The sequence below is a fragment of the Stenotrophomonas maltophilia genome (assembly GCF_001676385.1).
Classification (GTDB): Bacteria; Pseudomonadota; Gammaproteobacteria; order Xanthomonadales; family Xanthomonadaceae; genus Stenotrophomonas; species Stenotrophomonas maltophilia_J.
In genome coordinates, this window is record NZ_LYVJ01000008.1 from 1 (window position 1) to 24,403 (window position 24,403).

Sequence of the window (24,403 nt, forward strand, 5' to 3'; positions counted from 1 at the left end):
CCTCCAGGGATGGATTCACGGCGTCTCCCGCGAACCCAACCCGCCCGACCCAGCACGGCTTTTGCTCTGAGCCCCCCGCCACGAGGGGCTCAGCCGTTGGCCAGAATCCTCACAGTGCCGCGCGGATCCGCTCGCGCAGCGCTTCCAGATCCTTGGCAAACGCATCGATACCCGTCGCCAGCTTCTCGGTGGCCATCGGATCGGCCGCCAGGTCTGCCGCGAACTTCGCTGCATCGATCGGTGCCACGGTGGCACCGTCGGCCGCACCGGCCACCAGCTTGCGCGGCAGCGCGCCGTGGTCGGCATCCAGCTTCTCCAGCAGGTCCGGCGAAATCGTCAGCCGGTCGCAGCCGGCCAGCGCTTCGATCTGTGCGGTCGAACGGAACGAGGCGCCCATCACCACCGTCTTCGAACCACGGCGCTTGAATTCGTCATACACGCCGCGCACGAACTTCACGCCCGGGTCTTCGTCGATGCTGGCCGGGGTCTGGCCGTTGGCCACGTACCAGTCGAGGATGCGGCCGACGAACGGCGAGATCAGGAACGCGCCGGCTTCGCTGCAGGCCAGCGCCTGGGTCGGGTTGAAGATCAGCGTCAGGTTGCAGTCGATGCCTTCGGCCTGCAGGATGCGCGCGGCTTCCACGCCTTCCCAGGTCGCGGCGATCTTGATCAGGATCTTCTCGCGCGGCACGCCGGCGTCGGCGTACATCTGGATGAACTGGCGGGCCTTGGCCACGGTGGCGGCGGTGTCATAAGCCTGGTCGGCGTCCACTTCGGTGGACACACGGCCCGGCACCAGCGTGCTCAGCAGCGCGCCGACGCCGATGGTCAGGCGGTCGGCCACGGCGTGCACCACGGTTTCGCCGTCGCCAGCCTGCTGGCGGCCCCAGGCCAGTTCCCGTTCGATCAGCTCGGCGTAGACCGGCAGGTCCAGCGCCTTCTTCACCAGGGTCGGGTTGGTGGTGCAGTCCACCGGCTGCAGGCGCTTGATCGCCTCGTAGTCACCGGTATCGGCAACGACCACGGACAGTTCGCGCAGCTGGGACAGTTTGGACGGGGTGCTCATTGCGGCTCCTGGTTGGGGGATCGGGTCGCGCGCGGTGCGCAGCGGTAGTCAGGGGCGGTCGTTGTGGACCGCAGTCACGCGCAGGCGCAGCTTGCGACCGCCGGGCGCGTTCCAGTCGATGCTCTGGCCGATCGACAGGCCGAGCAGGGCACTGCCGACCGGGGCCAGCACGGAGACCTTGCCTTCATCGACGTTGGCTTCGCGGGGGAAGACCAGGGTCAGGACGTGCTTCTCGCCCGACATCTCATCTTCGCACTCCACGCGCGAATGCATCATGACGATGCCTTCGGGAATCTGGTCCGGCGCCAGCACGGTGGCCCGGTTGAGTTCTTCAGCAAGCGCGAGCGCGGCAGGCGTCTGGCTCAGCGCAGGGGACTCGAGCATGGCCTCCAGACGGTCCATGTCGAAGGAAGAAACGGTGATCGACGGCGGCAGGCCGCTGGCGGTGTTCATGGTGGAGCTCCTTGGTTGAAAGCCATGCAAAAGGCGGCACCTGCTGGCGCCGCCTGTCTGTATTGTGGGGACAAATGCGGCCGGAATCGACTCCTGCCGGTTCCGCACCGGTACCGCGCGGGTTCAGCCGTTCAGCGCGGGGCCGGATGGAGAGGTGGCCTCGCCTCCCGCGCCGAGGGTGTCGAGGGTGAACAGCGCCTGCGGCAGGCGCTTGAACTGATCGGCCAGCTCCATCAGGAAATCGTTCATCGCCGAGCTGCGGCGCCAGACCATGGCGATGCGGCGGCTGGGGCGGCCTTCGCCAGTGAAGTCGAGCAGGCGGATGTTGTCCGAGCGGGGCACCGGAGGCTGCACCGACAGGCTCGGCAACAGGGTGATGCCAACGTCGGCGGCGACCATCTGCCGAAGCGTCTCCAGGCTGGTGGCGCGGAACTCCGACTTCTCGTTGGCGCCGAACAGGCGGCACACTTCCAGTGCCTGGTCGCGCAGGCAATGGCCGTCCTCCAGCAGCAGCAGCTTCTGCGTGGCCAGTTCCTGCACGTCCAGATGCTCGCGGCGGGCCAGCGGGTGGCGGCCGGACACCGCCAGCAGGAACGGTTCCTCGAACAGGAATTCGGCATGCAACTGGTCATCGGCTACCGGCAGGGCCAGCAGTGCGGCGTCGAGCCTGCCTTCGCGCAGGCGGTCCAGCAGCACGTCGCTCTTTTCCTCGACCAGCAGCAGTTCCAGCTCCGGGAAGCGCTCGCGGATGCGTGGGATCACGTGCGGCAGCAGGTACGGGCCGAGGGTCGGGAAGATCCCCAGGCGCACCGTGCCGGCTTCCGGATCGCGGCTGCGCCGCGCCGCTTCCTTCAGTTGCTCCACTTCGGACACGATCACCCGCGCCCGCGCGGCCGCCTCCTGGCCGGCCGGGGTCAGCATCACCTTGCGCGGCGCGCGTTCCACCAGCGGAAGGCCCAGTTCCTCTTCCAGCTTGCGGATCTGCGTCGACAGCGTGGGCTGGCTGACGAAGCAGGCGGCGGCAGCCCGGCCGAAATGCTTGTGGTCGGCCAGGGCGACCAGGTACTTCAGATCACGTAGGTTCATCCTTACACCTCAGGGGTAACGGACCGGCTGACGGCAGGGTTACCCGACAGGCAGACAATGTTCCCGGTGATCTGGGAACGGTGGATCAGGCCGCTTCAGCAACGGCACCGTTGCTATTGCTCACCGACGAGCGGATCAGGTGATCGAACGCACTCAGTGCGGCAGTCGAGCCAGCGCCCATGGCGATGATGATCTGCTTGTAGGGCACCGTCGTGCAATCGCCAGCGGCGAACACGCCCGGCACGTTGGTCTGGCCGCGATCGTCGATGACAATTTCGCCACGCGGCGACAGCGCCACCACATCCTTCAGCCACTCGGTGTTGGGCAGCAGGCCGATCTGCACGAAGATGCCCTCCAGCTCGACGCGGTGGGCATCGCCGCCGATGCGGTCCTTGTAGACCAGGCCGGTGACCCTGCTGCCGTCGCCGAGCACTTCGGTGGTCTGTGCGCTGGTCAGCACCGTCACGTTGGCCAGGCTGCGCAGCTTCTTCTGCAGAACTTCGTCGGCGCGCAGGCTGGAATCGAATTCCAGCAGGGTGACATGCGACACGATGCCGGCCAGATCGATGGCCGCTTCCACGCCGGAGTTGCCGCCACCGATCACCGCCACGCGCTTGCCCTTGAACAGCGGGCCATCGCAGTGCGGGCAGTAGGCCACGCCCTTGTTGCGATACTGCTCTTCGCCCGGCACGTTCATCTGCCGCCAGCGCGCGCCGGTGGACAGGATCACCGAACGCGACTTCAGCACTGCGCCGTTCTCCAGCTGCACCTGCACCAGGCCGTCGTCACCGGCCGGCACCAGCGCGCTGGCACGCTGCAGGTTCATGATGTCCACCTCGTATTCGCGCACGTGCTGTTCCAGCGCCGCGGCCAGCTTCGGGCCTTCGGTCTCCTTCACCGAGATGAAGTTCTCGATCGCCATGGTGTCCAGCACCTGGCCACCGAAACGCTCGGCGGCGATGCCGGTGCGGATGCCCTTGCGCGCGGCGTAGATCGCCGCAGCGGCGCCGGCCGGGCCACCGCCGACCACCAGCACGTCGAAGGCGTCCTTGGCGGCGAGCTTCTCGGCATCGCGCTTGCTGGCATTGGTGTCCAGCTTGGCCACGATCTGCTCCAGGGTCATGCGGCCCTGGTCGAACACTTCACCGTTGAGGTACACGGTCGGCACCGACATGATCTCGCGCTTCTCGACTTCGTCCTGGAACAGGGCGCCGTCGATGGCCACGTGCTGGATGCGCGGGTTGAGCACCGCAGCCAGGTTCAGCGCCTGCACCACGTCCGGGCAGTTCTGGCAGGACAGCGAGAAGTAGGTTTCGAACCTGTACTCGCCTTCCAGGTTCTGTACCTGCTCGATCAGTTCGGCGGTGGCCTTGGACGGATGGCCGCCGACCTGCAGCAGCGCCAGCACCAGCGAGGTGAACTCGTGGCCCATCGGCAAGCCGGCGAAGGTCAGGTGGATGTCCTGGCCCGGCGTGCCCAGGTCGAAGGACGGCACGCGGCCCTGGCCGTCGCGCAGGACCTGCAGCGAGATCTTGTCCGACAGGCTCTCCAGGGTCTGCAGCAGTTCCAGCATTTCCTGCGACTTGGTGCCGTCGTCGGCGTGCGCGGTGATCTGGATCGGGCGGGTCACGCGCTCCAGATAGGTCTTCAGCTGCGACTGCAGGTTGGCGTCCAACATCGGGTCATCTCCTGGCTTCAGGCAAACACGGGGCGTGGCACCGCTGTACAAGGTAGCGGACCAGCTGGGGGGTAGGGGTGAACCCAAGACAGCGCCTGTGGAAGGGGCGGGCTGGCCAAGGCCTGCGAGCGTTGGCTGTCTTGGGTTCACCCCCACGCCGGCGGGGGGCCGGCACGGGGATGCAGGGCGCGCCGTGGCGTGGGGCCGCGGCGCGCCGGTGCTGCTTTAGATCTTGCCGACCAGGTCCAGCGACGGGGTCAGGGTCTTCTCGCCTTCCTTCCACTTGGCCGGGCAGACCTGGTTCGGGTTGGCGGCGGTGAACTGGGCAGCCTTCAGCTTGCGCAGGGTCTCGGAGACGTCACGGGCGATCTCGTTGGAGTGGATCTCCAGGGTCTTGATCACGCCTTCCGGGTTGATGATGAAGGTGCCGCGCAGGGCCAGGCCTTCTTCCTCGATGTGCACGCCGAAGGCGCGGGTCAGCTGGTGGGTCGGATCGCCGACCAGCGGGAACTGGGCCTTGCCGACGGCCGGCGAGGTCTCGTGCCACACCTTGTGCGAGAAATGGGTGTCGGTGGTGACGATGTAGACCTCGGCGCCGGCCTTCTTGAACTCGGCGTAGTGGTCGGCAGCGTCTTCGATCTCGGTCGGGCAATTGAAGGTGAAGGCCGCCGGCATGAAGATCAGGACGGACCACTGGCCCTTCAGGCTGTTGTCGGAAACCTTGATGAACTCGCCGTTGTGGTAGGCGTTGGCTTCGAACGGCTGGATCTGGGTATTGATGAGGGACATCATTTTTCCTCTTGGTGAAGGGGAGTGGGTGAATCGACAGGTGCTAGGTTACCGATTCGCTGGCGATAAGAACAATCCATTGATTACATCTATTTGATAGATGCAGGCTATCAAAATGCCATGAGCAGGCACTGAACCCGGCCGCTTTCATCCTGCAACTGCCTGTGCGACAAGGATAATCTTCCGCGGCAGGGAAAGACGGCCGATAGCCCCTCCTTATCCCGTTGCCGACAACCTGAACGGATTCCGGTTTTGCAGAGCCGAGCCCATGCTCGGCTGCGCCAGAAGCAGCCGAGCGTGGGCTCGGCTCTACAATTGCGAAATGTCCTTCCAAGCCCAAACCTCCCTGCGCCAGATCGTGGCCGACGCCAGCGCCCGCCTCGGCGGCATCGAGGCTCGCCATGAGGCGGAACTGCTGCTGCTGCATGTACTGGACCGCCCGCGCAGCTGGCTGTTCGCACATGCCACCGATCCGCTTTCCGTTGCTGACCAGGTCGCCTTTGAATCGCTGCTGGGCCGTCGCGTGGCCGGCGAGCCGGTCGCCTACCTGACCGGCCGCCGCGGTTTCTGGACCCTGGACCTGGAGGTCGGTCCGGCCACGCTGATTCCGCGCCCGGAAACCGAACTGCTGGTCGAGCTGGCGCTGGAGCGCCTGCCGCAGGACCGCGCGCTGCAGCTGGCCGACCTGGGCACCGGCAGTGGCGCGATCGCGTTGGCGTTGGCCAGCGAGCGGCCGCAGGCGCAGGTGCTGGCCACCGATGCCAGCCCCGGCGCGCTGGCCGTGGCCGCGCGCAATGCCGCCCGCCACGCACTGCACAACGTCCGCTTCGCCGAAGGTGGGCACGACTGGTACGCGCCGTTGCAGGGCGCGCGCTTCGACCTGATCGCCAGCAATCCGCCGTACATCGCCAGCAACGACCCGCACCTGGCACAGGGCGACCTGCGTTTCGAACCGGCGTCCGCGCTGGCCTCGGGCGTGGACGGCCTGGATGACATCCGCCGCATCGTCGACGGTGGCCAGGCGCACCTGCGGCCCGGAGGTTGGTTGCTGATCGAGCATGGCTGGGACCAGGGCGCCGCGATCCGCGCGTTGTTCGATGCCGCCGGTTTCGCCGAGGTGCAGACCGCGCAGGACCTGGAGCAGCGCGACCGGATCACCCTGGGCCGGCGTCCGGCCTAGAATGGCGGTTCTCCTGCCCCGGCAGGGCATCACCCTGGAGCTGCAAGCATGCGTACGCTGTACCCCGCCATCACCCCCTACGACGTCGGCACCCTGAAGGTCGACGATCGCCACACGCTGTACTTCGAACAGTGCGGCAACCCGGACGGCAAGCCGGTGGTGATGCTGCACGGTGGGCCGGGTGGCGGCTGCAGCGACAAGATGCGCCAGTTCCACGACCCGTCCAGGTACCGCATCATCCTGTTCGACCAGCGCGGCGCCGGTCGTTCCACCCCGCACGCGGATCTGGTGGACAACACCACCTGGGACCTCGTCGCCGATATCGAGAAGCTGCGCGAGCACCTGAAGGTCGATCGCTGGCAGGTGTTCGGCGGCAGCTGGGGCTCGACCCTGGCCCTGGCCTATGCCGAAACCCACCCGCAGCGCGTGACCGAACTGGTGCTGCGCGGCATCTTCATGCTGCGCCGCTGGGAGCTGGAATGGTTCTACCAGGAAGGTGCCAACCGCCTGTTCCCGGACGCGTGGGAGCATTACCTCAAGCCGATCCCGGTCGTTGAGCGCCACGACCTGATCTCGGCCTTCCACCGCCGCCTGACCAGCGAAGACGAAGCTACCCGCCTGGAAGCGGCCAAGGCCTGGGCAGTGTGGGAAGGTGCGACCAGCTTCCTGCACGTCGATGATGACTTCATCAACAGCCACGAAGATCCGCATTTCGCGCTGGCCTTTGCCCGCATCGAGAACCACTACTTCGTCAACGGTGGCTTCTTCGAGGTGGAAGACCAGCTGCTGCGCGATGCGCACCGCATCGCCCATATCCCCGGCGTGATCGTGCACGGCCGCTACGACGTGGTCTGCCCGCTGGCCAACGCCTGGGACCTGACCAAGGTGTGGCCGAAGGCGAAGCTGGAAATCACCCCGGCGTCGGGCCATTCGGGATTCGAGGCGGAGAACGTCGACGCGCTGGTGCGCGCCACCGATAGCTTTGTCTGATCGGTAGTGCCGGCCGCTGGCCGGCAAACCTGGAATGACTGGATTCCTGCAGACGCCGGCCGTCGGCCGGCGCTACCAGTCCCCGGCCAGCAACGCGTCGGCCAGCACCTGCAGCTTCGGCGAATGCTGGCGCGACGGCGGATAGATCAGCGAAAGCGCGCGGCTGCGGCCCTCGAACGGCTGCAGCACGCGTTGCAGGCGGCCGTCAGCCAAGGCACCGGCCACCGCGAAATCCATCACCTGCACGATGCCGATGCCGGCGATGGCCGCTTCCACCAGCGGATCGCCGCTGTCGAACACCATCCGCGTCGGAGGCGTGAACTCACGCAGTTGCCCGTCCTGCAGGAACTGCCAGTCCACCAGCCGGCCACTGCGCAGGTTGCGCACCGCCAGGCAGGCATGATCCTGCAAGGCGGCCACATCCTCCGGTGCGCCACAGCGGGCCAGATAGTCCGGGCTGGCCACCGTCACCCAGCGCAATGGACGCAACGGCCGCGCGACGATGCGCTGGTCGGCGATGACGCCGGTGCGCAGCGCGGCGTCGAAGCCTTCCTCGACCAGATCGACCAGGCGGTCGCTGAGCACCGCTTCCACCTGCAGCTGCGGATGCTGTTGCAGCAACGGCGCCAGCATCGGCACCAGCACTTTGCGCCCGAACATCGAGGGCGCGCTGATCTTCAGGGTGCCCGACGGCGTGCAGGGACGATCGGCCAACTGGCGCTCGGCATCCTCGAGGCCACACAGCAGCGGCGCGACCTGATCGACGAACTGGCGGCCGTCCGGGGTCAGCGCCACGTTGCGGGTGTTCCGCTGCAGCAGCTTCACTCCCAGCGACACTTCCAGGCGCCCGATCGCGCGGGACAGGCCGGACTGGCTCAGGCCCAGTTGGCCTGCAGCGACAGTGAAGCTGCGTGCTTCGGCCACCTGCACCAGCATGCGCACCGCATTGAGGTCCATCGAGGGTCCATTCATGCCAAAAATCATGACAGATATGGCGGGGGAGGGGTTTATTGATCTGCGTGCATCAATGAGACTGCGCTCCCCCTTAGCGCCAGACCGCCGATGCCTCCCCTCAAATACCCGCGCTGGGCGCTGACCCTGCTGGCCACTGCACAGCTGATCATCGCCCTGGACGCCACCATCATCTTCGTCGCCCTGCATGACATGGGGCGCGCACTGCAGATCAACGCGCAGCAGCTGCAGTGGGTGGTCAGTGCCTACACCGTGGCCTTCGGTGGCAGCCTGCTGCTGGGTGGCCGCGCCGCCGACCTGATCGGCCGTCGCCGCTTCTACCGGCTGGGCATGCTGCTGTTCGCCCTGGCCTCGCTGCTTGGCGCACTGGCGCCGAATGCCACCTGGCTGATCATCGCGCGTGCAGCGCAGGGCATCGGTGCCGCGTTGCTGTTCCCGGCCACGCTGGCACTGATCAACACGCTGTACGCCGAAGGCCCGGTGCGCAACCGCGCGCTGGCGATCTGGAGCATGGCCAGCGCGGTCGGCCTGGCGCTGGGCACGTTGCTCGGTGGCGTGCTGACCCAGGCGTTCGGTTGGCCCGCGGTGCTCGCGGTGATCGTGCCGCTGGCCACGGCATGTGCGGTCGCGGCCGGTGCGTGGCTGCCGGCCGATGGCCCGCGGGTCCAGGGCCGTTCATTCGACCTGGCCGGTTGCCTCACCGTCACTGCCGGCGGCAGCCTGCTGGTCACTACCCTCGTGCAGGGGCCGGAGTGGGGCTGGACTGCGCCGGCCACGATGATCTGCCTGCTGCTTTCGGCGGTACTGCTGACGGTGTTCGTGCAGATCGAGAAGCGCAGCCGTGACCCACTGATGCAGTTCGCGCTGTTGCGCCTGCCGGGCCTGCGCGCGGCGCTGGGCCTGACCTTCGCCTTCATGAGCAGCTATGGCGTGCAGTACTACTTCCTGGCGCTGTACTTCCAGGATGGCTACGGCTGGAGCCCGCTGCAGGCGGGGATGGCGTTCCTGCTGCCGACACTGGTGTGCACCTTCGGTATCCGCATCGCCGAACGCATGCTGCAGCGCCGTTCACCCCGGCAGGTGCTGGCGTGGGGCTTCACTGCCGGTGCGATTGGCATTGCGGCAGTGGCACTGGCGATGCCGCATGGCGCCAGCTACTGGCCGCTGCTGCCGGGCATCGTGGTGCTCAGCGTCGGCCAGGGCATGAGCTGGACGGCGATGTGGATCGTGGCAGGGCAGGGGGTGCCGGGGCCGCAGCAGGGTGTGGCGTCCGGCATGGCGGCCACCGCGCAGCAGATCGGTGGCGCGTTGGGATTGGCGGTACTGGTGATGGTGGCCAACGCCGCGCGCGGCACGCAGGCGGCAACCAGTCCCGAGGCCTTGCAGGGCATGGTCAATGCCCAATACGGCGCGGCGCTGTTCGCCGCGCTCGGCGTGGTCATCGCGCTGGGCCTGCGCCCGGTGCCGCTCCTATCGGCCGCGACCGTCTGCCCGACCAGCGAGGCATGATTCAAGGCGCTCCCGTGGATGGATGTGCAATGCCTCTGGTAGTGCCGGCCGCTGGCCGGCGATCCCAGGGCGGGATCATTGCGGTTGCCGGCCAGCGGCCGGCACCACAGGCGCGGGGTCGATCCACGCGCGTTCAACCCAGTCCCAGCAACTCCGGCTGCAACGCGATGAAGATCCGCGCCAGCCGCGCCGCCCACGCCTGCTGCCCGGCCACATCGGCAATCAGGTCCTGGCGGATCTCCAGCTCCACATGCACCAGGCCGCGGCCTTCGCCATGCACCGGCACCGCGTAGTCGCTGGTGCTGCTGACCGAATAGGGTTCATTGTCGCCCACCACCAGGTCGCCTTCGTCACGCAGCGCCCGCAGGAGTGCATGCGCGAAGCGCGTGTCCCGGTGGTACAGCACGCCGGCATGCCATGGCCGCTGCACGCCGTTCATTGCCGGGGTGAAGCTGTGCATCATCACCATCAGGGTCGGGCGGCCGGCATCGCGGCGTGCATCCAGTTCCGCCGCGATGCGCGCGTGGTAGGGCACGTGGATGGCATCGATGCGCTGCTGCCGCTGCGCCGCCGACAGCCCGCTATTGCCCGGTACCTCGGTGTGGTCGCTCACTTCCGGAATCAGCGTGGGCGAGGCCAGCGGGCGGTTGCAGTCGATCAGCAACCGCGAATAGGCCTGCTCGATCGCCCAGGCATCCAGCTGTTCGGCCAACGCCCGGGTGGTGCCGGCAATGCCGATATCCCATCCGATGTGGCGGTCCAGCTCGGCCCGCGCCAGGCCGAGCCCGGCCAGTGCGCGCGGCAGTTGCTGCCCGGCATGGTCGGCCAGCAGCAGGAAAGGCGAGGCCCCCTGCGGCCGATGGATCGTGTACACGGCGGGATCGTCGGCGCTCAGCAGCGCCGGCAGCGCGTGCAGGTCGGCATCAGCCACGCGGGCGCCCGTCCAGGTGGTGCTCGATCATCCACAGCCCGGCCCAGAGCTTGGCATCCAGCTCGTAGCCTTCGCCCATCTTCTGCACCAGCCAGGCCGCCGCTTCACTGCGCGGAATCTCGTGCACGGTGATGTCCTCGCTGTCATCGCCCCCGCCGCTACCGACCCGGCGCAGGCCGGTGGCACGCACGAAGGCGATCTTCTCGCTGCTGGCGCCGGAGGAGGTGGGGCCGATCATCAGCACTTCGGCGTGATCGGCGGTCCAGCCGGTTTCTTCCTCCAGCTCCCGTACCGCCGAGACTTCAATCGACTCACCGGCGTGGATGTCGCCGACCAGGCCGGCCGGCATTTCGATGGTGGGCGCCTGCAGTGGGACGCGGAACTGCTCGACGAACAGCACCTTGTCCTCGGGCGTGACGGCGATGATGATCGCCGCCAGGCCACCCGCATGGGTACGTTCGCTGTACTCCCAGGTACCGCGCACGACCATGCGCTGGTACTTGCCTTCATAGACGACACGCGGGGCTTCGGTATTGCGCTGGCTCATGCGGGCTCGCTGTGGGTGGGAAGAGGGTCGGCCACGCCGGCAGCATCGAACAGCCGGCGGCGTGTCATCGGGCCGAAGCGCAGGGCCTGGCACAGGCCGCCGAGCAGCTCCGGGTCGGCCGCCTGGCGCAGCAGCCCGGGCTGGCTGCCCTCCAGCGGCGCGTCCAGTGCGATGGTCGTCAGCTGGCGCCACAGCTGGGCGTGCTCGCGCTGCTCGCGCAGGCGCACTGCCATCTGTGCAGCGCCACGCAGGCGCAGGAACGGCACTTCGTCCAGCCGTTCGTACAGGGCGTCCAGGCTGCCGAAGTGGGCCAGCAGCACCGCTGCGGACTTGCTGCCGACGCCACTGACCCCCGGAATGTTGTCCACCGCATCGCCGCACAGCGCCAGGTAGTCGGCGATCTGGTGCGCGTGCACACCATGCCGGGCCTTTACCCCGGCCACGTCCCAGCGCTGGTTGCGGGCGTAGTCCCACTGCTCGTCGCGGTCGACCAGCAACTGCGACAGGTCCTTGTCGGCGGAGATGATCACCCCGCGATGGCTGCCGCGGTGCAGGTGCAGGGCGCTGCCGATCAGGTCGTCGGCCTCGTATTCGTGGTGGGCCAGGACCGCCAGCCCAAGCGCCGCGCACAGGGCCTTGCAGTGCACGAACTGGCGCTTGAGCGCCTCCGGCGCCGGGTCCCGGTTGGCCTTGTAGGCCGGGTACAGGCGGTGGCGGAAGCCACTGTCCAGGGCTTCATCGAAGGCGATGGCGATGTGACGCGGGCGCTCGCGTTCGAGCAGGTCCAGCAGGAAGCGGGCGAAGCCATGCACGGCATTGGTCGGCCAGCCCTGCGCATCCTGGAACTGGTCGGGCAGCGAATGCCAGGCCCGGAAAACGTAGATGCTGGCATCGACCAGGTACAGCGAGGGCAGTGCTGCCGGCAGGGTCATGCCGGCGGCGTCCAGTCACGCAGCAGGGTGGCCACATCGGGGCGCTCGCGCTCGGGAACCGCAGCCTTGGGCGTGCCGATATGGATGAAGCCGGCAATGCGCTCGCCCCCGGCCAGGCCCAGGTAGGCCTGCACGGCCGGGTCGAAGGCCATCCATGCGGTCAGCCACTGCGCGCCAAAGCCCAGCGCCTGCGCCGCCTGCAGCAGGGCGAAGCAGACGCAGCCGGCGGTCATCAGCTGTTCCTGTTCAGGTACCTTCGGGTCGGGACGCGGGCTGGCCACCACCACGATCACCAGGGGCGCATGGCTGAAGCGCTGGCGATCCTTCGCGAACACGGCCTCGCCGGCATGCGGGTCACGCTGGCGGCTGCGTTCGGCCACGAAGTCGCCCAGAGTGTGACGTGCATCGCCGGCAATCTTCAGGAACCGGAACGGCACGCGCTTGCCGTGGTCGGGCACGCGCACTGCCGAGGCCAGCATCCGCTGCAGGGTGGCTGGATCGGGCCCGGGCTCGCCGAGTTGCCGCGAGGGCACCGAGCGGCGGGCGTCCAGGGCAAGCAGGGCAGCTGGATCGGGCATCGAGTCTGAACCGGTCATCACGGGGAGGTGATTATAGTCGGGGCGATCAATGACGCCGTCTGTGTCGTGCCCAGCCACCGAACTCCAAACTGTGATGAACGTCCTGCCACTGCCGGGAAGCGGACGGCCGCTTCCCCTCGCCTCACGGGCCATGCACGGCTTACGATATCGATCTTGCCGGGCCGCCGGTCGTGAGGTTTGAAGTGAGGACTGTTTCACTGTCCGTGACGGGCTGGCCGGCCTACCATCGACGTACCGGTACATGGGGTGTGCCGGCCGTCGCGACATTCATGTTGCCTGTCGTACCAGAGAAGGTGGGGAGCCTTCCCGAATGATGAGCGCGCCCACACCGATGGGATCGCCGGGCCGTGACCCGGCCCAGCTCCTGCTTGCCAGGGACATGGTCCTGCCTGCGTTGTGCCAGGCTTTCGGGGCGGCGCTGGCGCGCTTCGACGATGCCCTGTTCGACCGGGCCAGCAATGCCGGGTCATCGCAGCTGCTGTTCCTGGACGCGATGCGCGAGCTGCGCCGTCGCCGCGAGGACATTGCCGCTGCCTTTTCCGGTCACCTGAAGCGTGCCTGGGGGGCATTGGCCGATGGCGAGCCGTTGTCGGCCGAAGCCAGCCTGTCCGGCCCGGCCGAGGATGGGCTGAGCCTGCTGCCGGAGCATGTGCTGGAATCGCGGCTGGCGGTGCGCAACTTCGCCACGGTGCTGCTGCGCGACTTCAAGCCGGTGCTGGCGCGGCTCGACCGTCGCCTGGGCCGGCTGACCGGTGGTATCGAACTGGACGCCGACCGCAACCCGATCAGTCCCGAGCATCTGGGCGTGGCCATCCATGAAGCCTTCGCCGGCTGCGAGCTGGCGCCGGAGGTACACCTGGTGCTGATCAAGCTGTGCGAGCGTGACCTGCGCGCGCCGGTGGGCCGCATCTACGAGAAGCTGGACGAGCAACTGGCTGCGGCCGGCGTGATGTCGCAGGGCGGCACGCCACGGCGCCCGCTGTCGGTTGCGCCCGATCAGCGCATGGCGCCTGGCCTGGACGATCTGGTCGAGCAGCGCCAGGGTACAGGCTTCGACGCCGAATCCGGCGATGACGAGCAGGCCGCGCCGGCCTGGGCGCAACGCTTCGCCGCGCGCTGGTCCGAGCGTCGCGGCCACATGCAGCAGCACCTGGGCGGCGAAGACGGCGGTGTCGGCGAGCCCTACACCGGCCAGCAGGGCATGCTGCTGGAGGCCCTGCACGAGCTGCTGCAGCAGACCCGCCATGTACGCGAAGACGCGACCTCGGCCGCGCAGGTGGCGGTGGGCCAGCAGCGCCCGCTGAGCCAGCGCGAGATGATGTCGGTGCTGTCACTGCTGCAGGCCACGCCCAGCGCGACGTTGCGCGCGGCGATCGGCGAGGATGGTGAATCGCTGGCGCAGCGGCTGAAGAGCGAGGTGCTGTCCAGCGCCACCCGCCTGGGTGTCGACCCGGGCCAGACCCGGCTCGACCCGCAGGACGAGGATGCGATCGACCTGGTCGGCATGCTGTTCGACGTGATGCTGGACGAACGCGAACTGGAGGGCCGCTCGCGCGAGCTGATCGGCCGGCTGGTGGTGCCCTTCGTCAAGGTCGCCATGCTCGATCGCCGCATGTTCGTGCAGAAGACCCATCCGGCACGCAAGCTGCTCAATTCGCTGGCCGAGGCCTGCGAGGGCAACACCGGCGAGAGCCAGGCCGAGCGCATGCTGATGGCCAAGGTCGAAGAGATCATCGAGCGGCTGGTGGCCGAGTTCAACGAGAACCTGGCGATCTTCCTGACCCTGGAAGAGGAGTTCCGCGAGTTCCTCGTGCAGCATCGCCGCCGCGTGGAAATCGCCGAGCGCCGTGCTGCCGAGACGCAGCGTGGCCAGGAGAAGCTGGAGATGGCCCGCAGCCGTGCCGGCGCCGAACTGGACCGCCGCATCGGCGATGCGACCTTGCCGCAGGCGATTGCTGAATTCCTGCGCCAGCCATGGCAGCACCACCTGACGCTGGCGCTGCTGCGCGAGGGCGACGAGGGAGCATCGGTGGCCGAAGCACTGAGCCTGGCCGACGGCCTGCTGGAGGAAGTGGCCGAAGCACGCCGGCAGATCGTCGGCAAGCCATGGCTGCAGGCCTGGCAGCCGGCGTTGGCGCGGGTATTTGCCAGCGTGGGCGTGCACGGGGACGCGGCCACCGCCGCCGTCGATGCACTGCATGACACCTTGCAGGGCATTGCCGAATCGCGCCCGGAACTGCAGCGCGCGCTGCCGGAGCTGCCGCAGGTAGCCTTGCCGACGCCGCCGGTGGCCGAGTCGCCAGCGGTGGAGCTGGCAGGGCAGGTCGAGGCCGATGACTTCGACAACGCAGACGCCGATCGCTTCCGCCGCATGGAAATCGGCAGCTGGCTGGACTTCGTCGACAAGGACGGCAAGGTCCAGGCCGGCAAGCTGTCCTGGGTCAGCCCGATTTCCTCGCGCCTGCTGTTCGTCAACCGCCGTGGCGTGCGTTTCTGCGTGGCGTCGCCGGAGGAGCTGGCGGTGATGGTACGGCTGGGCCGCCTGCGTGCGCATGTCGACGATGGTGCCTTCGACAGCGCGATGCAGGGCGTGATCGAACGCCTGGACACGAGCAGCGCCACCCTGCATTGAGCAGGGCCGCCTGCTAGGATCGGGAAAACTGACCGATCAGCGGGGACCTGCATGGCTGTGGCGTTGCTGGGGATCAAGGAGACCGCGCCGGGTGAACGGCGCGTGGCGCTGACGCCGGAAACCGCGCGCAAGCTCGGTGCCTTGGGCATTACTGTCTGGTATGAGGCGGGTGCCGGGTGGGCGGCAGGGTTCGCCGATGCCGCCTACGACGATGCGGGTGCACGTGCGTTTGATGCCGGCCGTTGGAGCGAGATCGACATTCTCCTGTGCGTGCAGGCACCGCCTGCGGCCGTGCTGCAGCAGCTCAAGCCCGGAGCCAGCGTGGTCGGACTGCTGACCCCGGCCAGTGATCCGGCCCTGGCGGCGTTGGCCGCAGATGACCGCCTGCGGCTGTTCCCGCTGCAGCAGCTTCCACGAACCACCCGGGCGCAGGCGATGGATGTGCTCAGTTCACAGGCGGGCATGGCGGGTTACAAGGCGGCGCTGATCGCCGCCGAGCGCGCCCCCCGCTTCTTCCCGATGCTCACCACCGCAGCCGGTACCGTGCGCCCCGCCAAGGTCCTGGTGATCGGAGCCGGGGTGGCCGGCCTGCAGGCCATCGCCACGGCCCGTCGCCTGGGCGCACAGGTCGAGGGCTTCGACGTGCGCCCGGAAACCCGTGAGCAGATCCAGTCGCTGGGAGCGCGCTTCCTCGATCTGGGCGTGAGCGCGGCGGGCGAAGGCGGTTACGCCCGCGCGCTGACCGACGAGGAACGCGCCGAACAGCAGCGGCGGCTGGCCGACCACCTGCGCGGCGTGGACGTGGTGATCTGCACGGCAGCAGTACCGGGGCGCCCGGCACCGACGATCGTGACCGCGTCGATGGTGGAGGGCATGTCCACCGGCAGCGTGATCGTCGATCTGGCCGCCGAGAGTGGCGGCAACTGCGCGTTGACGCGGCCGGGGCAGTGCATCGAGCACCAGGGCGTGACCATCGACGGTCCACTGGGCCTGGCCAGCCGCGGTGCGACCCAGGCGAGCGAGATGTATGCACGCAATCTGCTGAACTTCGTGGCGCTGTTCGTGCGCGAGGGGCAGATCGGTTTCGACTGGGACGACGAGCTGCTGGCGAAGACGCGATGGCAGGCGTGAATCTCATATGCCTCCTGTAGAGCCGAGCCCATGCTCGGCTTGCGCAGGCGCGATAAAGCAGCCGAGCGTGGGCTCGGCTCTACAAAGGGTTGAACGCTGCCTTTACCGCGGCTTTGCCGGCGGCGGGTTGTCGCGCACCCAGTCCCTGCGCTGTTCCGGTGTCATCTGCGACCAGCGCTCGCGCAGCGCCTCGCGCTGCGCCGGTGGCAGGTCCCGCATCTGCCCGAACAGCGCCCGCGCGCGCTCGCGCTGCTCCGGGCTCATGTGCTCGAAGCGGCGCAGTCCGCGTCGGGCCTTGGCGCGCTCCTCTGGACTCATCGACTGCCAGCGCTGCCCATGCGCGAGCATGCGCTGGCGCTGGCCGGCATCGGCGCTGTTCCAACGGTCGCGCAGCGGCGCCAGCAGGGCGTCACGCTGGGCGTCGCTGAGCTGTTCCCACGCAGGCAACGGCGCGGCCGGGGATGGGCGCGCCGCGGGCGCAGCTGCGGAGCCGGCGGCATTCTGCGCCAGCGCCGGGACGGCCGGCAGGAGAGACAGGGTCAGCAGCAGGGGCAGGGTGTGCAGTCGGGGCATGGGGTCACTCCATCGCCAGGTCGGTATCGCCCAGCCACAGGTACAGATCAGGATTCTCGTCGTACAGCGCGCTGTTGTCTTCCACCGCCGCAACCGCCGGTGCCGGGCGCGGAGGGGCGCCAGGGTGCGTGAAGTGCAGGCCGACGCCCAGCGCCACCACCAGCGAGCAGGCGCTGGCCAGCCACCAGCGTCCGCTACCGCGACGGGCAACGGGTGCGGCGTGGCGGGCCTGGCGCAGCCGCACCAGGGTCGCCGGCGACAGTGCCTGCAGCGACTGCGCATGCAGGCCGCGCAGGGTGTCATCGGAGGGCAGGGAGCGGTTCACGGGTGGGTCTCCAGGTAGTCCTGCAGCGCCTGGCGGGCGCGTGCCAGATGGGTTTTTACCGCGCCGTCGCTGCAGCCCATGGCGCGGGCGGTAGTGGCCCCGTCCAGGTCCTGCAGCACGCGCAGGGTGAAGGCCTCGCGCTGCCGTGCGGGCAGCGTGCGCAGCGCCTGTACCAGCCGTTGGTACTGCTGGCGCTGTTCGTGTGCCTGGGCCGGGTCGGGGCCGGGGTCGGCCCAATCGATCTCGCCGCCGTCGGCATCGCGGCTGTCGCGCCAGAACGGCAGGCGGAAGCGGCGTCGGCGCTGCAGGTCGATCACCCGCCGGCGCAGGATGCTCCAGAACAGCGGTGCCCATTCGGCAGCCGGCTTGTCGGCGTAGTCCAGCATGCGCAGCAGGGCATCCTGCACGGCGTCCAGCGCATCCTCGCGCTGGCGCAGGCCGGCCTCGGCAAAGCGGAACGCGCGCGGTCCGATACTGGCCAGGAATGCCTCCAGTGATACCGGCAGGGCATCGGATCCGGCATTCGGGGTCACGGGGCTGCTCACCAGCACAGGGTACGGTTCCTCGCTTGGGGTCACCACCGGTAACGCGCGGGCGCGGCTTCGGTTGACGCCGGGCGCGCGCCGGGTTCAGCCCGTGGTTATGATGGGACGACGAAGACAGAGCAGGAGCGTTGCCGGTGAGTGACGGGTTCGTGGCGCTGTACATCTTCATGCTGGCGGCCATCGCCGGCCATGTGATCATTTCGCGGGTACCGGTGATCCTGCACACCCCGCTGATGTCGGGGTCCAACTTCATCCACGGCATCGTGCTGATCGGCGCGATGGTGGTGCTGGGCCATGCGCAGACGCCGCTGGAAAAGGCACTGGGTTTCCTCGCCGTAGTGCTGGGTGCCGGCAATGCGGCCGGTGGCTATGTGGTCACCGCGCGCATGCTGGAAATGTTCAAGCCGAGCGCACCCAAGGGTGGCAAGGACGAACCGAAGGAGCCGCAGGCTTGAACGTCAGCACCGTCGAACTGCTCGATTGGCTGGTCAAGGCCAGCTATCTGGTCGCCGCTACGCTGTTCCTGCTCGGCCTGCAGCGGATGGCCTCGCCGCTGACCGCGCGCAGCGGCATCCGCTGGGCCGGGCTTGGCATGCTGCTGGCCACGGCCGCCACGTTCTTCCTGCCCGAACTGCACAATGTGCCGCTGATCCTGGTGGCGCTGGTGCTTGGCGCGGGGCTGGCCTGGTGGTCGGCCGGCAAGGTCGCCATCACCGACATGCCGCAGATGGTGGCGCTGTACAACGGCATGGGCGGTGGTTCGGCCGCGGCGATCGGCGCGGTGGAACTGCTGCGTTATGCCTTCCTGGCGCACCGCGATACCACCCACTGGAGCGCGCAGGCGCTGGCCGACCTGGCCGCGCGGCAACCCTCCGGCACCGTGCTGCTGCTGGCGGTGGTCGGCGCGGCCATCGGTGCGGTGTCACTGTCCGGTTCGGTGATCGCCTGGGCCAAGCTGGATGGACGCCTGGACAAGCGCGTGACCTGGCCCGGCCAGCAGGCGCTGAACCTGCTGGTGGCGCTGGTGGTGGTGGTGCTGGCGATCATCGCGGCCAGCACGCTGAGCACCTGGGCGATCGTCGCCTTCTTCGTGCTGGCGCTGGCACTGGGCGTGCTGATGACGTTGCCGATCGGTGGCGCCGACATGCCGGTGGTGATTTCCCTGTACAACGCGTTCACCGGCCTGGCGGTGTCGTTCGAAGGCTATGTGCTGGGCAATGAGGCGCTGATCATCGCCGGCATGATGGTCGGTGCCGCCGGCATCCTGCTGACCCGGTTGATGGCCAAGGCGATGAACCGGCCGATCCGCAACGTGCTGTTCTCCAATTTCGGCGCGGGTGCCGGTGGCGAAGCGCAGGCAATCACCGGTTCGCAGAAGCCGATCGAAGCGGCCGACGTGGCCGCGATGATGGCCTTTGCCGAGCGCGTGGTGATCGTGCCCGGCTACGGCATGGCGGTGGCCCAGGCGCAGCACAAGATCTGGGAGCTGGCGCAGCGGCTGGGCCAACGCGGGGTGAAGGTGAAGTTCGCCATCCACCCGGTGGCCGGGCGCATGCCTGGGCACATGAACGTGCTGCTGGCCGAAGCGGGCGTGCCCTACGACCTGATCGCCGACATGGACGACATCAACCCGGAATTCGCCAATACCGACGTGGTGCTGGTGATCGGCGCCAACGACGTGGTCAATCCGGTGGCGCGCACCGACCTGGCCAGCCCGATCTACGGCATGCCGGTGCTGGACGTGGTCAACGCACGCAACGTGGTGGTGATCAAGCGCGGCAAGGGCACGGGCTTTGCCGGCATCGAGAATGCGCTGTTCTACGCCGACAACACGCGGATGCTGTACGGCGATGGCGCCGAGGCGGCCGCGTCGCTGGTGAGCGAACTGAAGGCGCTCGACGGCGGGCATTGAAACCCTGGGCTCGGATCCCTTTCCGCAGGAAAGGGCTCTGCCCCCTTTCCCGAGCGGCCGGGACGCCCCCATCCACGCGTGGCGTGAATCTGCGCGTTCAGCGCGCCAGCCACGCACCCACGGCCATGGCCACGGCCAGCCACAGCCACTCCACCACGCCGTTGGCGAGCGTGATCAGCGTCCAGGCCAGGTGCGGGCCCATCCGCGTGGTGGCGTCCCACAGGTCCAGCCCGAGCGAGCCCCCCATCCAGGCACTGGCGATGGCCCAGTTGGCCACCGCAGCGACCAGCAGGGTGCCCAGCACGACCAGAGCGACGCGCAGCCGGCCAGGGCCCAGCGTGCCCATGCGCAGCATGAACACCAGTTCCAGGGCGGTCAGTACCGCCATCCAGCCGACCTGCCGGCCGGTCATCAGCGCCAGCACCATCCAGGCGAGGGGAGCAATAAACAGGCCCAGCAGCAGCATGAGGGGCCAGAGCCAGGTCACGGTCCTGGCACGCGGGGCATTGGAGGACATCGAAGCTTCCTGAGGATCACCCACAGGATACTGTGGTTTGCCGCAGTGCACCGGCGGGGACAGGGCGGCTGGGCTAGAATGCATTCTTGCGTGGCCGTGGCCACGGCCCCATATCGATCCCCATGTATTCCCGTAGCAGCGAACCTGTCCACTTCGAACGCGACTGCGAGGCCGTGATGGTCCCGCAGGGCGACACCGTAACCCTGCCCGCCGGCAGCTATGGGTACATCACCCAGGCCCTGGGCGGCAGCTATTCGGTGTTCGTCGAGGGCAATCTGTTCCGCATCGCCGGCAAGGATGGCGACGCGATCGGCAAAGAGGCTCCGGCCCCGTTGGAGCTGCCGGCCGATGCCACCGATGAACAGGTGGAGCAGCTGGTGTGGCAGCAGCTTCGCACCTGCTTTGATCCGGAAATTCCGGTGAACATCGTCGAGCTGGGCCTGGTGTACGAAGTCGAGATCAAGCACCTGGATGCAGGCCAGCGCGAGATCGATGTGAAGATGACCCTGACCGCGCCCGCCTGCGGCATGGGCGACATCCTCGTCGATGACGTGCGCAGCAAGCTTGAAATGATCCCGACGGTGGCCGAGGCTGACGTCGAGCTGGTCTTCGACCCGCCGTGGAACCAGCACATGATGTCCGAGGCGGCCCGGCTCGAGACCGGCATGCTTTGACCCAGGGCCCGCAGTGACGCGGGCCCGGCATTACCCGCAACCAGAACAGGAATCCTCCGGTGTCCCAGTCCATTCCCAGCTTCGCCGTCACCCGTTCGGACCACCCGCGCAGCGCTGAAGAGCGCGCCAAGATCCTTGAGAAGCCGGGGTTCGGCCTGTACTTCACCGACCATATGGTGGAAGTGCGCTGGGACAAGGACGCCGGTTGGCACGATGCCAGCGTGCGCGCGTATGGCCCGCTGCAGCTGGACCCGGCCGCAGCCGTGCTGCACTACGGCCAGGAGATCTTCGAAGGCATCAAGGCCTACCGCCACGCCGACGGCTCGATCTGGACCTTCCGCCCCGATGCCAACGGCCGTCGCCTGCAGCGCTCGGCGCAGCGCCTGGCGCTGCCGGAACTGCCGGTGGAGATCTTCGTCGAGTCGCTGAAGCAGTTGATTGCCGTGGACCGCGACTGGGTACCGTCGGCCGATGAGTCGAGCCTGTACTTCCGTCCGTTCATGATCGGCGACGAGGCCTTCCTCGGCGTGCGCGGTGCGCACAAGGCCGGTTACTACGTCATCGCCAGCCCGGCCGGCCCGTACTTCGCCAAGGGCGTTGCGCCGGTGTCGATCTGGCTGTCCACCGAGTACGCGCGTGCGGCCAAGGGCGGCACGGGCGCTGCCAAGTGCGGCGGCAACTACGCGGCCTCCCTGCTGCCGCAGCAGAAGGCGCAGGCACAGGGCTGCTCGCAGGTGCTGTTCCTGGACCCCGTCGAAGGCAAGTACCTGGAAGAGCTGGGTGGCATGAATGTGTTCCTGGTCTACAGGGACGGCACGCTGGTCACGCCGGAACTGTCGGGCAGCATCCTCGAGGGCATCACCCGCGAGAGCATCCTGCAGCTGGCCCGCGACCGCGGCATGAAGGTCGAGGAGCGCAAGGTCAGCATCGACGAATGGAAGGATGGCGTTGCCTCCGGTGCCATCAAGGAAGTGTTTGCCTGCGGCACGGCGGCGGTGATCACCCCGATCGGCGAGCTGAAGGGCGAAGGCTTCTCGGTCGGTGATGTCAATGCACCCGCCGGCGAAGTGACCATGTCGCTGCGCAAGGAGTTGACCGACATCCAGTACGGCCGCCTGCCGGACCGCCACAACTGGCTGGTCAGGCTGGGCTGATCGCCCGCCCTTCGCTGTAGAGCCGAGCCCACGCTCGGCTGGCGTCATCCCGGAAAGCCCGTCCTCGTGACGGGCTTTCCGCGTTCCGGGCCCGGGGACAGATCCCCTTCCCGGACTGGCCCTGGATCTTCCGTACGCCGATGTCGGCAAAGACACGGCGGGACAGGAAATGCGCCAGTCAGGTTCGTGCCTGGGGCGCGAAAGTTCTTCACCTTCACAAACCCTCGACCCAAAAAGTCTCAGAACTGACATTTCATCTTGCTGAAAAGACGCTGAAAATCTTGTGGTGTCCGGTTTTGGTCATTAGCGTCATCTACACGGCGGGTCGTTAGGGGGATCCGCCGGCGCACCGGACTCCGAACCTCGCCAAAGCAAGCCAGCCCACGGTTCGGGCCGGTGTTTCTGCCGATTCCGGCATTCACACCATTAGAAAGGGAAATACGATGTCCCAGGTTACGCAACCGCGTGTGCGTCGAGTGTGGGTGGTTCTTGGTGCGTCCGTTCTGTCATCGCTGCTGCTGGCCACGCCTGCGCTGGCCGGTGATGTCCAGCTCAGCGGCCTGCAGTCCGCGCCGACGCATCAGCGTTTCATCGTCAAATACCGCGACGGCAGCGCTCCGGTGGCCAGCACCAGCGCGCTGGCGTCGTCATTGAAGGCCGCCGCCGCAGGCCTGGGCGGCAGCCAGGGTCGCGCGCTGGGCCTGCAGCAGGTCCGCAAGCTGGCCGTGGGCCCGACCCTGGTCAAAAGCGACCGCCCGCTGGACCAGGCCGAATCCGAGCTGCTGATGCGCAAGCTCGCTGCCGACCCGAACGTGGAGTACGTCGAGGTCGACCAGATCATGCGCCCGACGCTGACCCCGAACGACACCCGTTTCAGCGAGCAGTGGGGCTTCGGCACCTCCAACGCCTCGATCAACGTCCGTCCCGCATGGGACAAGGCCACCGGCACCGGCGTCGTGGTCGCAGTGATCGATACCGGCATCACCAACCATCCCGACCTCAACGCCAACATCCTGCCGGGCTATGACTTCATCAGCGATGCCGCGATGGCGCGCGATGGAGGGGGCCGTGACAGCAATCCGAACGATGAAGGCGACTGGTACGGCGACAACGAGTGTGGCGCCGGCTACCCCGGATCCAACTCAAGCTGGCATGGCACCCATGTGGCCGGCACCGTGGCAGCGGTGACCAACAACAGCACCGGCGTGGCCGGTACTGCATTCAATGCCAAGGTCGTGCCGGTGCGCGTGCTGGGCAAGTGCGGCGGCTACACCTCCGATATCGCCGACGCGATCGTCTGGGCATCCGGTGGCAGCGTCAGCGGCGTGCCGGCCAATGCCAACCCGGCCGAAGTCATCAACATGTCGCTTGGCGGTGGTGGCAGCTGCTCGACCACCTACCAGAATGCGATCAACGGCGCAGTCGGCCGTGGCACGACGGTCGTGGTGGCCGCTGGCAACAGCAACACCAATGTGTCCAGCTCGGTGCCGGCCAATTGCCCGAACGTGATCGCGGTGGCCGCAACCACCTCGGCCGGTGCACGCGCCAGCTTCTCCAACTACGGCACCGGCATCGACATCTCGGCGCCGGGCCAGAGCATCCTCTCCACGCTCAACAGCGGCACCACCACGCCGGGCAGCGCCAGCTACGCATCCTATAACGGCACCTCGATGGCGGCGCCGCACGTGGCGGGCGTGGTCGCGCTGATGCAGTCGGTTGCTCCCAGCCCGCTGAGCCCGGCGCAGGTCGAGAGCATCATCAAGAGCACCGCGCGCCCGCTGCCGGGGTCATGCTCGGGTGGCTGCGGCGCCGGCATCATCGACGCCGATGCCGCGGTGTCCGCGGCGATCAACGGGGGCGGCACGCCGAACCCGGGCGGCAACGTTCTGCAGAACAACGTCCCGGTCACCGGACTGTCGGCCAGCAGTGGTTCTTCGCTGAACTACACGGTGAATGTCCCGGCCGGCAGCAGCCAGCTGCGCGTGACGATCAGCGGTGGCACCGGCGACGCCGACCTCTACATCCGCCAGGGCAGCGCTCCGACCGACACGGTGTATACCTGCCGTCCGTACCTGAGCGGCAACAACGAGACCTGCACGGTGAACAGTCCGACTGCCGGCACCTGGTATGTCCGGGTGAAGGCGTACAGCACCTTCTCGGGCGTGACCCTCAACGCCCAGTACTGAGCCCAGGCCCTCTCCATGGGCA

At 67.9% G+C, this 24,403-nt stretch carries 24 protein-coding genes; 10 read left to right on the forward strand and 14 right to left on the reverse strand.

Annotation, left to right across the window (positions count from 1 at the left end; all coding sequences use genetic code 11):
* Positions 1-109: 109 nt before the first annotated feature.
* The 5 genes from A9K58_RS11250 to ahpC form a co-directional block, all read right to left on the reverse strand.
* On the reverse strand, positions 110-1,066 hold the full coding sequence (locus A9K58_RS11250) for a transaldolase (RefSeq protein ID WP_065199455.1): 957 nt from the start codon (positions 1,064-1,066) through the stop codon (positions 110-112).
* Positions 1,067-1,114: 48 nt separating this feature from the next.
* Entirely contained in the window at positions 1,115-1,519 is a 405-nt protein-coding gene (rnk, locus tag A9K58_RS11255) for a nucleoside diphosphate kinase regulator (protein ID WP_065199456.1), read from the reverse strand.
* Positions 1,520-1,642: 123 nt separating this feature from the next.
* Positions 1,643-2,605 carry a LysR substrate-binding domain-containing protein gene (locus A9K58_RS11260; protein WP_065199457.1) on the reverse strand — a complete coding sequence of 321 codons (963 nt, stop codon included), beginning with the start codon at positions 2,603-2,605 and terminating at the stop codon, positions 1,643-1,645.
* A gap of 85 nt (positions 2,606-2,690) precedes the next feature.
* Positions 2,691-4,283 carry an alkyl hydroperoxide reductase subunit F gene (gene ahpF / locus A9K58_RS11265; protein WP_065199458.1) on the reverse strand — a complete coding sequence of 531 codons (1,593 nt, stop codon included), beginning with the start codon at positions 4,281-4,283 and terminating at the stop codon, positions 2,691-2,693.
* Positions 4,284-4,508: 225 nt separating this feature from the next.
* A complete protein-coding gene (gene ahpC / locus A9K58_RS11270; protein ID WP_065199459.1) occupies positions 4,509-5,072 on the reverse strand; it encodes an alkyl hydroperoxide reductase subunit C in 564 nt (187 codons plus the stop codon).
* A 322-nt stretch (positions 5,073-5,394) separates the two neighbouring features.
* On the opposite strand from ahpC, the gene prmC reads away from it, so the two are divergent.
* Both prmC and pip read left to right on the forward strand, forming a co-directional pair.
* Positions 5,395-6,252 (forward strand): peptide chain release factor N(5)-glutamine methyltransferase, encoded by an 858-nt coding sequence (prmC, locus tag A9K58_RS11275; protein ID WP_065199460.1) that lies wholly within the window; start codon positions 5,395-5,397, stop codon positions 6,250-6,252.
* Between the two features lie 48 nt (positions 6,253-6,300).
* Entirely contained in the window at positions 6,301-7,242 is a 942-nt protein-coding gene (gene pip, locus A9K58_RS11280; RefSeq protein ID WP_065199461.1) for a prolyl aminopeptidase, read from the forward strand.
* Between the two features lie 72 nt (positions 7,243-7,314).
* On the opposite strand, the gene A9K58_RS11285 is transcribed toward pip, so the two are convergent.
* Positions 7,315-8,199, reverse strand: a complete 885-nt coding sequence (locus tag A9K58_RS11285) for a LysR family transcriptional regulator (RefSeq protein ID WP_065199462.1) — start codon at positions 8,197-8,199, stop codon at positions 7,315-7,317.
* A gap of 105 nt (positions 8,200-8,304) precedes the next feature.
* Between A9K58_RS11285 and A9K58_RS11290 the strand changes: the two genes are divergently transcribed.
* Positions 8,305-9,723, forward strand: coding sequence for an MFS transporter (locus A9K58_RS11290; RefSeq protein WP_065199463.1), 1,419 nt, complete (start codon positions 8,305-8,307; stop codon positions 9,721-9,723).
* A 133-nt stretch (positions 9,724-9,856) separates the two neighbouring features.
* Here A9K58_RS11290 and A9K58_RS11295 read toward each other — a convergent pair whose 3' ends face one another.
* From A9K58_RS11295 to A9K58_RS11310, 4 genes are read right to left on the reverse strand one after another with little or no spacing between them, the layout of a single operon-like run.
* Positions 9,857-10,654 (reverse strand): N-formylglutamate amidohydrolase, encoded by a 798-nt coding sequence (locus tag A9K58_RS11295; RefSeq protein WP_065199464.1) that lies wholly within the window; start codon positions 10,652-10,654, stop codon positions 9,857-9,859.
* Positions 10,647-11,201: an NUDIX hydrolase gene (locus A9K58_RS11300; protein ID WP_065199465.1), complete on the reverse strand. Its 555-nt coding sequence runs from the start codon at positions 11,199-11,201 to the stop codon at positions 10,647-10,649. Before A9K58_RS11300 ends, A9K58_RS11295 begins: the two co-directional genes overlap by 8 nt.
* On the reverse strand, positions 11,198-12,133 hold the full coding sequence (locus A9K58_RS11305; protein ID WP_065199466.1) for a 5'-3' exonuclease: 936 nt from the start codon (positions 12,131-12,133) through the stop codon (positions 11,198-11,200). Before A9K58_RS11305 ends, A9K58_RS11300 begins: the two co-directional genes overlap by 4 nt.
* Entirely contained in the window at positions 12,130-12,711 is a 582-nt protein-coding gene (locus tag A9K58_RS11310; protein WP_065199633.1) for a nitroreductase family protein, read from the reverse strand. The genes A9K58_RS11305 and A9K58_RS11310 overlap by 4 nt, the downstream gene beginning before the upstream one ends.
* A 331-nt stretch (positions 12,712-13,042) precedes the next feature.
* Between A9K58_RS11310 and A9K58_RS11315 the strand changes: the two genes are divergently transcribed.
* Positions 13,043-15,364 carry a DUF1631 domain-containing protein gene (locus A9K58_RS11315; RefSeq protein ID WP_065199467.1) on the forward strand — a complete coding sequence of 774 codons (2,322 nt, stop codon included), beginning with the start codon at positions 13,043-13,045 and terminating at the stop codon, positions 15,362-15,364.
* Positions 15,365-15,415: 51 nt separating this feature from the next.
* Positions 15,416-16,495 (forward strand): NAD(P) transhydrogenase subunit alpha, encoded by a 1,080-nt coding sequence (locus A9K58_RS11320; RefSeq protein WP_065199468.1) that lies wholly within the window; start codon positions 15,416-15,418, stop codon positions 16,493-16,495.
* A gap of 102 nt (positions 16,496-16,597) precedes the next feature.
* Here A9K58_RS11320 and A9K58_RS11325 read toward each other — a convergent pair whose 3' ends face one another.
* From A9K58_RS11325 to A9K58_RS11335, 3 genes are read right to left on the reverse strand one after another with little or no spacing between them, the layout of a single operon-like run.
* A complete protein-coding gene (locus A9K58_RS11325) occupies positions 16,598-17,068 on the reverse strand; it encodes a DUF3106 domain-containing protein (RefSeq protein WP_065199469.1) in 471 nt (156 codons plus the stop codon).
* Positions 17,069-17,072: 4 nt separating this feature from the next.
* Positions 17,073-17,393, reverse strand: coding sequence for a hypothetical protein (locus A9K58_RS11330; protein WP_065199470.1), 321 nt, complete (start codon positions 17,391-17,393; stop codon positions 17,073-17,075).
* A complete protein-coding gene (locus A9K58_RS11335) occupies positions 17,390-17,974 on the reverse strand; it encodes an RNA polymerase sigma factor (protein ID WP_081284036.1) in 585 nt (194 codons plus the stop codon). The genes A9K58_RS11330 and A9K58_RS11335 overlap by 4 nt, the downstream gene beginning before the upstream one ends.
* A 98-nt stretch (positions 17,975-18,072) precedes the next feature.
* Here A9K58_RS11335 and A9K58_RS11340 point away from each other — a divergent pair, with 98 nt between their 5' ends.
* Positions 18,073-18,393, forward strand: a complete 321-nt coding sequence (locus tag A9K58_RS11340; RefSeq protein ID WP_005408173.1) for an NAD(P) transhydrogenase subunit alpha part 2 — start codon at positions 18,073-18,075, stop codon at positions 18,391-18,393.
* Positions 18,390-19,850 carry an NAD(P)(+) transhydrogenase (Re/Si-specific) subunit beta gene (locus A9K58_RS11345; RefSeq protein ID WP_065199472.1) on the forward strand — a complete coding sequence of 487 codons (1,461 nt, stop codon included), beginning with the start codon at positions 18,390-18,392 and terminating at the stop codon, positions 19,848-19,850. Before A9K58_RS11340 ends, A9K58_RS11345 begins: the two co-directional genes overlap by 4 nt.
* 97 nt (positions 19,851-19,947) lie before the next feature.
* Here the strand turns inward: A9K58_RS11345 and A9K58_RS11350 are convergent, their stop codons facing one another.
* Positions 19,948-20,367, reverse strand: coding sequence for a hypothetical protein (locus tag A9K58_RS11350; protein ID WP_065199473.1), 420 nt, complete (start codon positions 20,365-20,367; stop codon positions 19,948-19,950).
* 122 nt (positions 20,368-20,489) lie between these two features.
* Here A9K58_RS11350 and sufT point away from each other — a divergent pair, with 122 nt between their 5' ends.
* The 3 genes from sufT (at position 20,490) to A9K58_RS11365 (ending at position 24,381) form a co-directional block, all read left to right on the forward strand.
* The gene (gene sufT, locus A9K58_RS11355) at positions 20,490-21,041 is read left to right on the forward strand and encodes a putative Fe-S cluster assembly protein SufT (protein WP_065199474.1); all 552 of its coding nucleotides are present in this window, start codon (positions 20,490-20,492) and stop codon (positions 21,039-21,041) included.
* Between the two features lie 59 nt (positions 21,042-21,100).
* Positions 21,101-22,195, forward strand: coding sequence for a branched-chain amino acid aminotransferase (locus A9K58_RS11360; RefSeq protein WP_065199475.1), 1,095 nt, complete (start codon positions 21,101-21,103; stop codon positions 22,193-22,195).
* A 443-nt stretch (positions 22,196-22,638) separates the two neighbouring features.
* Positions 22,639-24,381, forward strand: a complete 1,743-nt coding sequence (locus tag A9K58_RS11365) for a S8 family peptidase (protein WP_065199476.1) — start codon at positions 22,639-22,641, stop codon at positions 24,379-24,381.
* Positions 24,382-24,403: the final 22 nt, after the last annotated feature.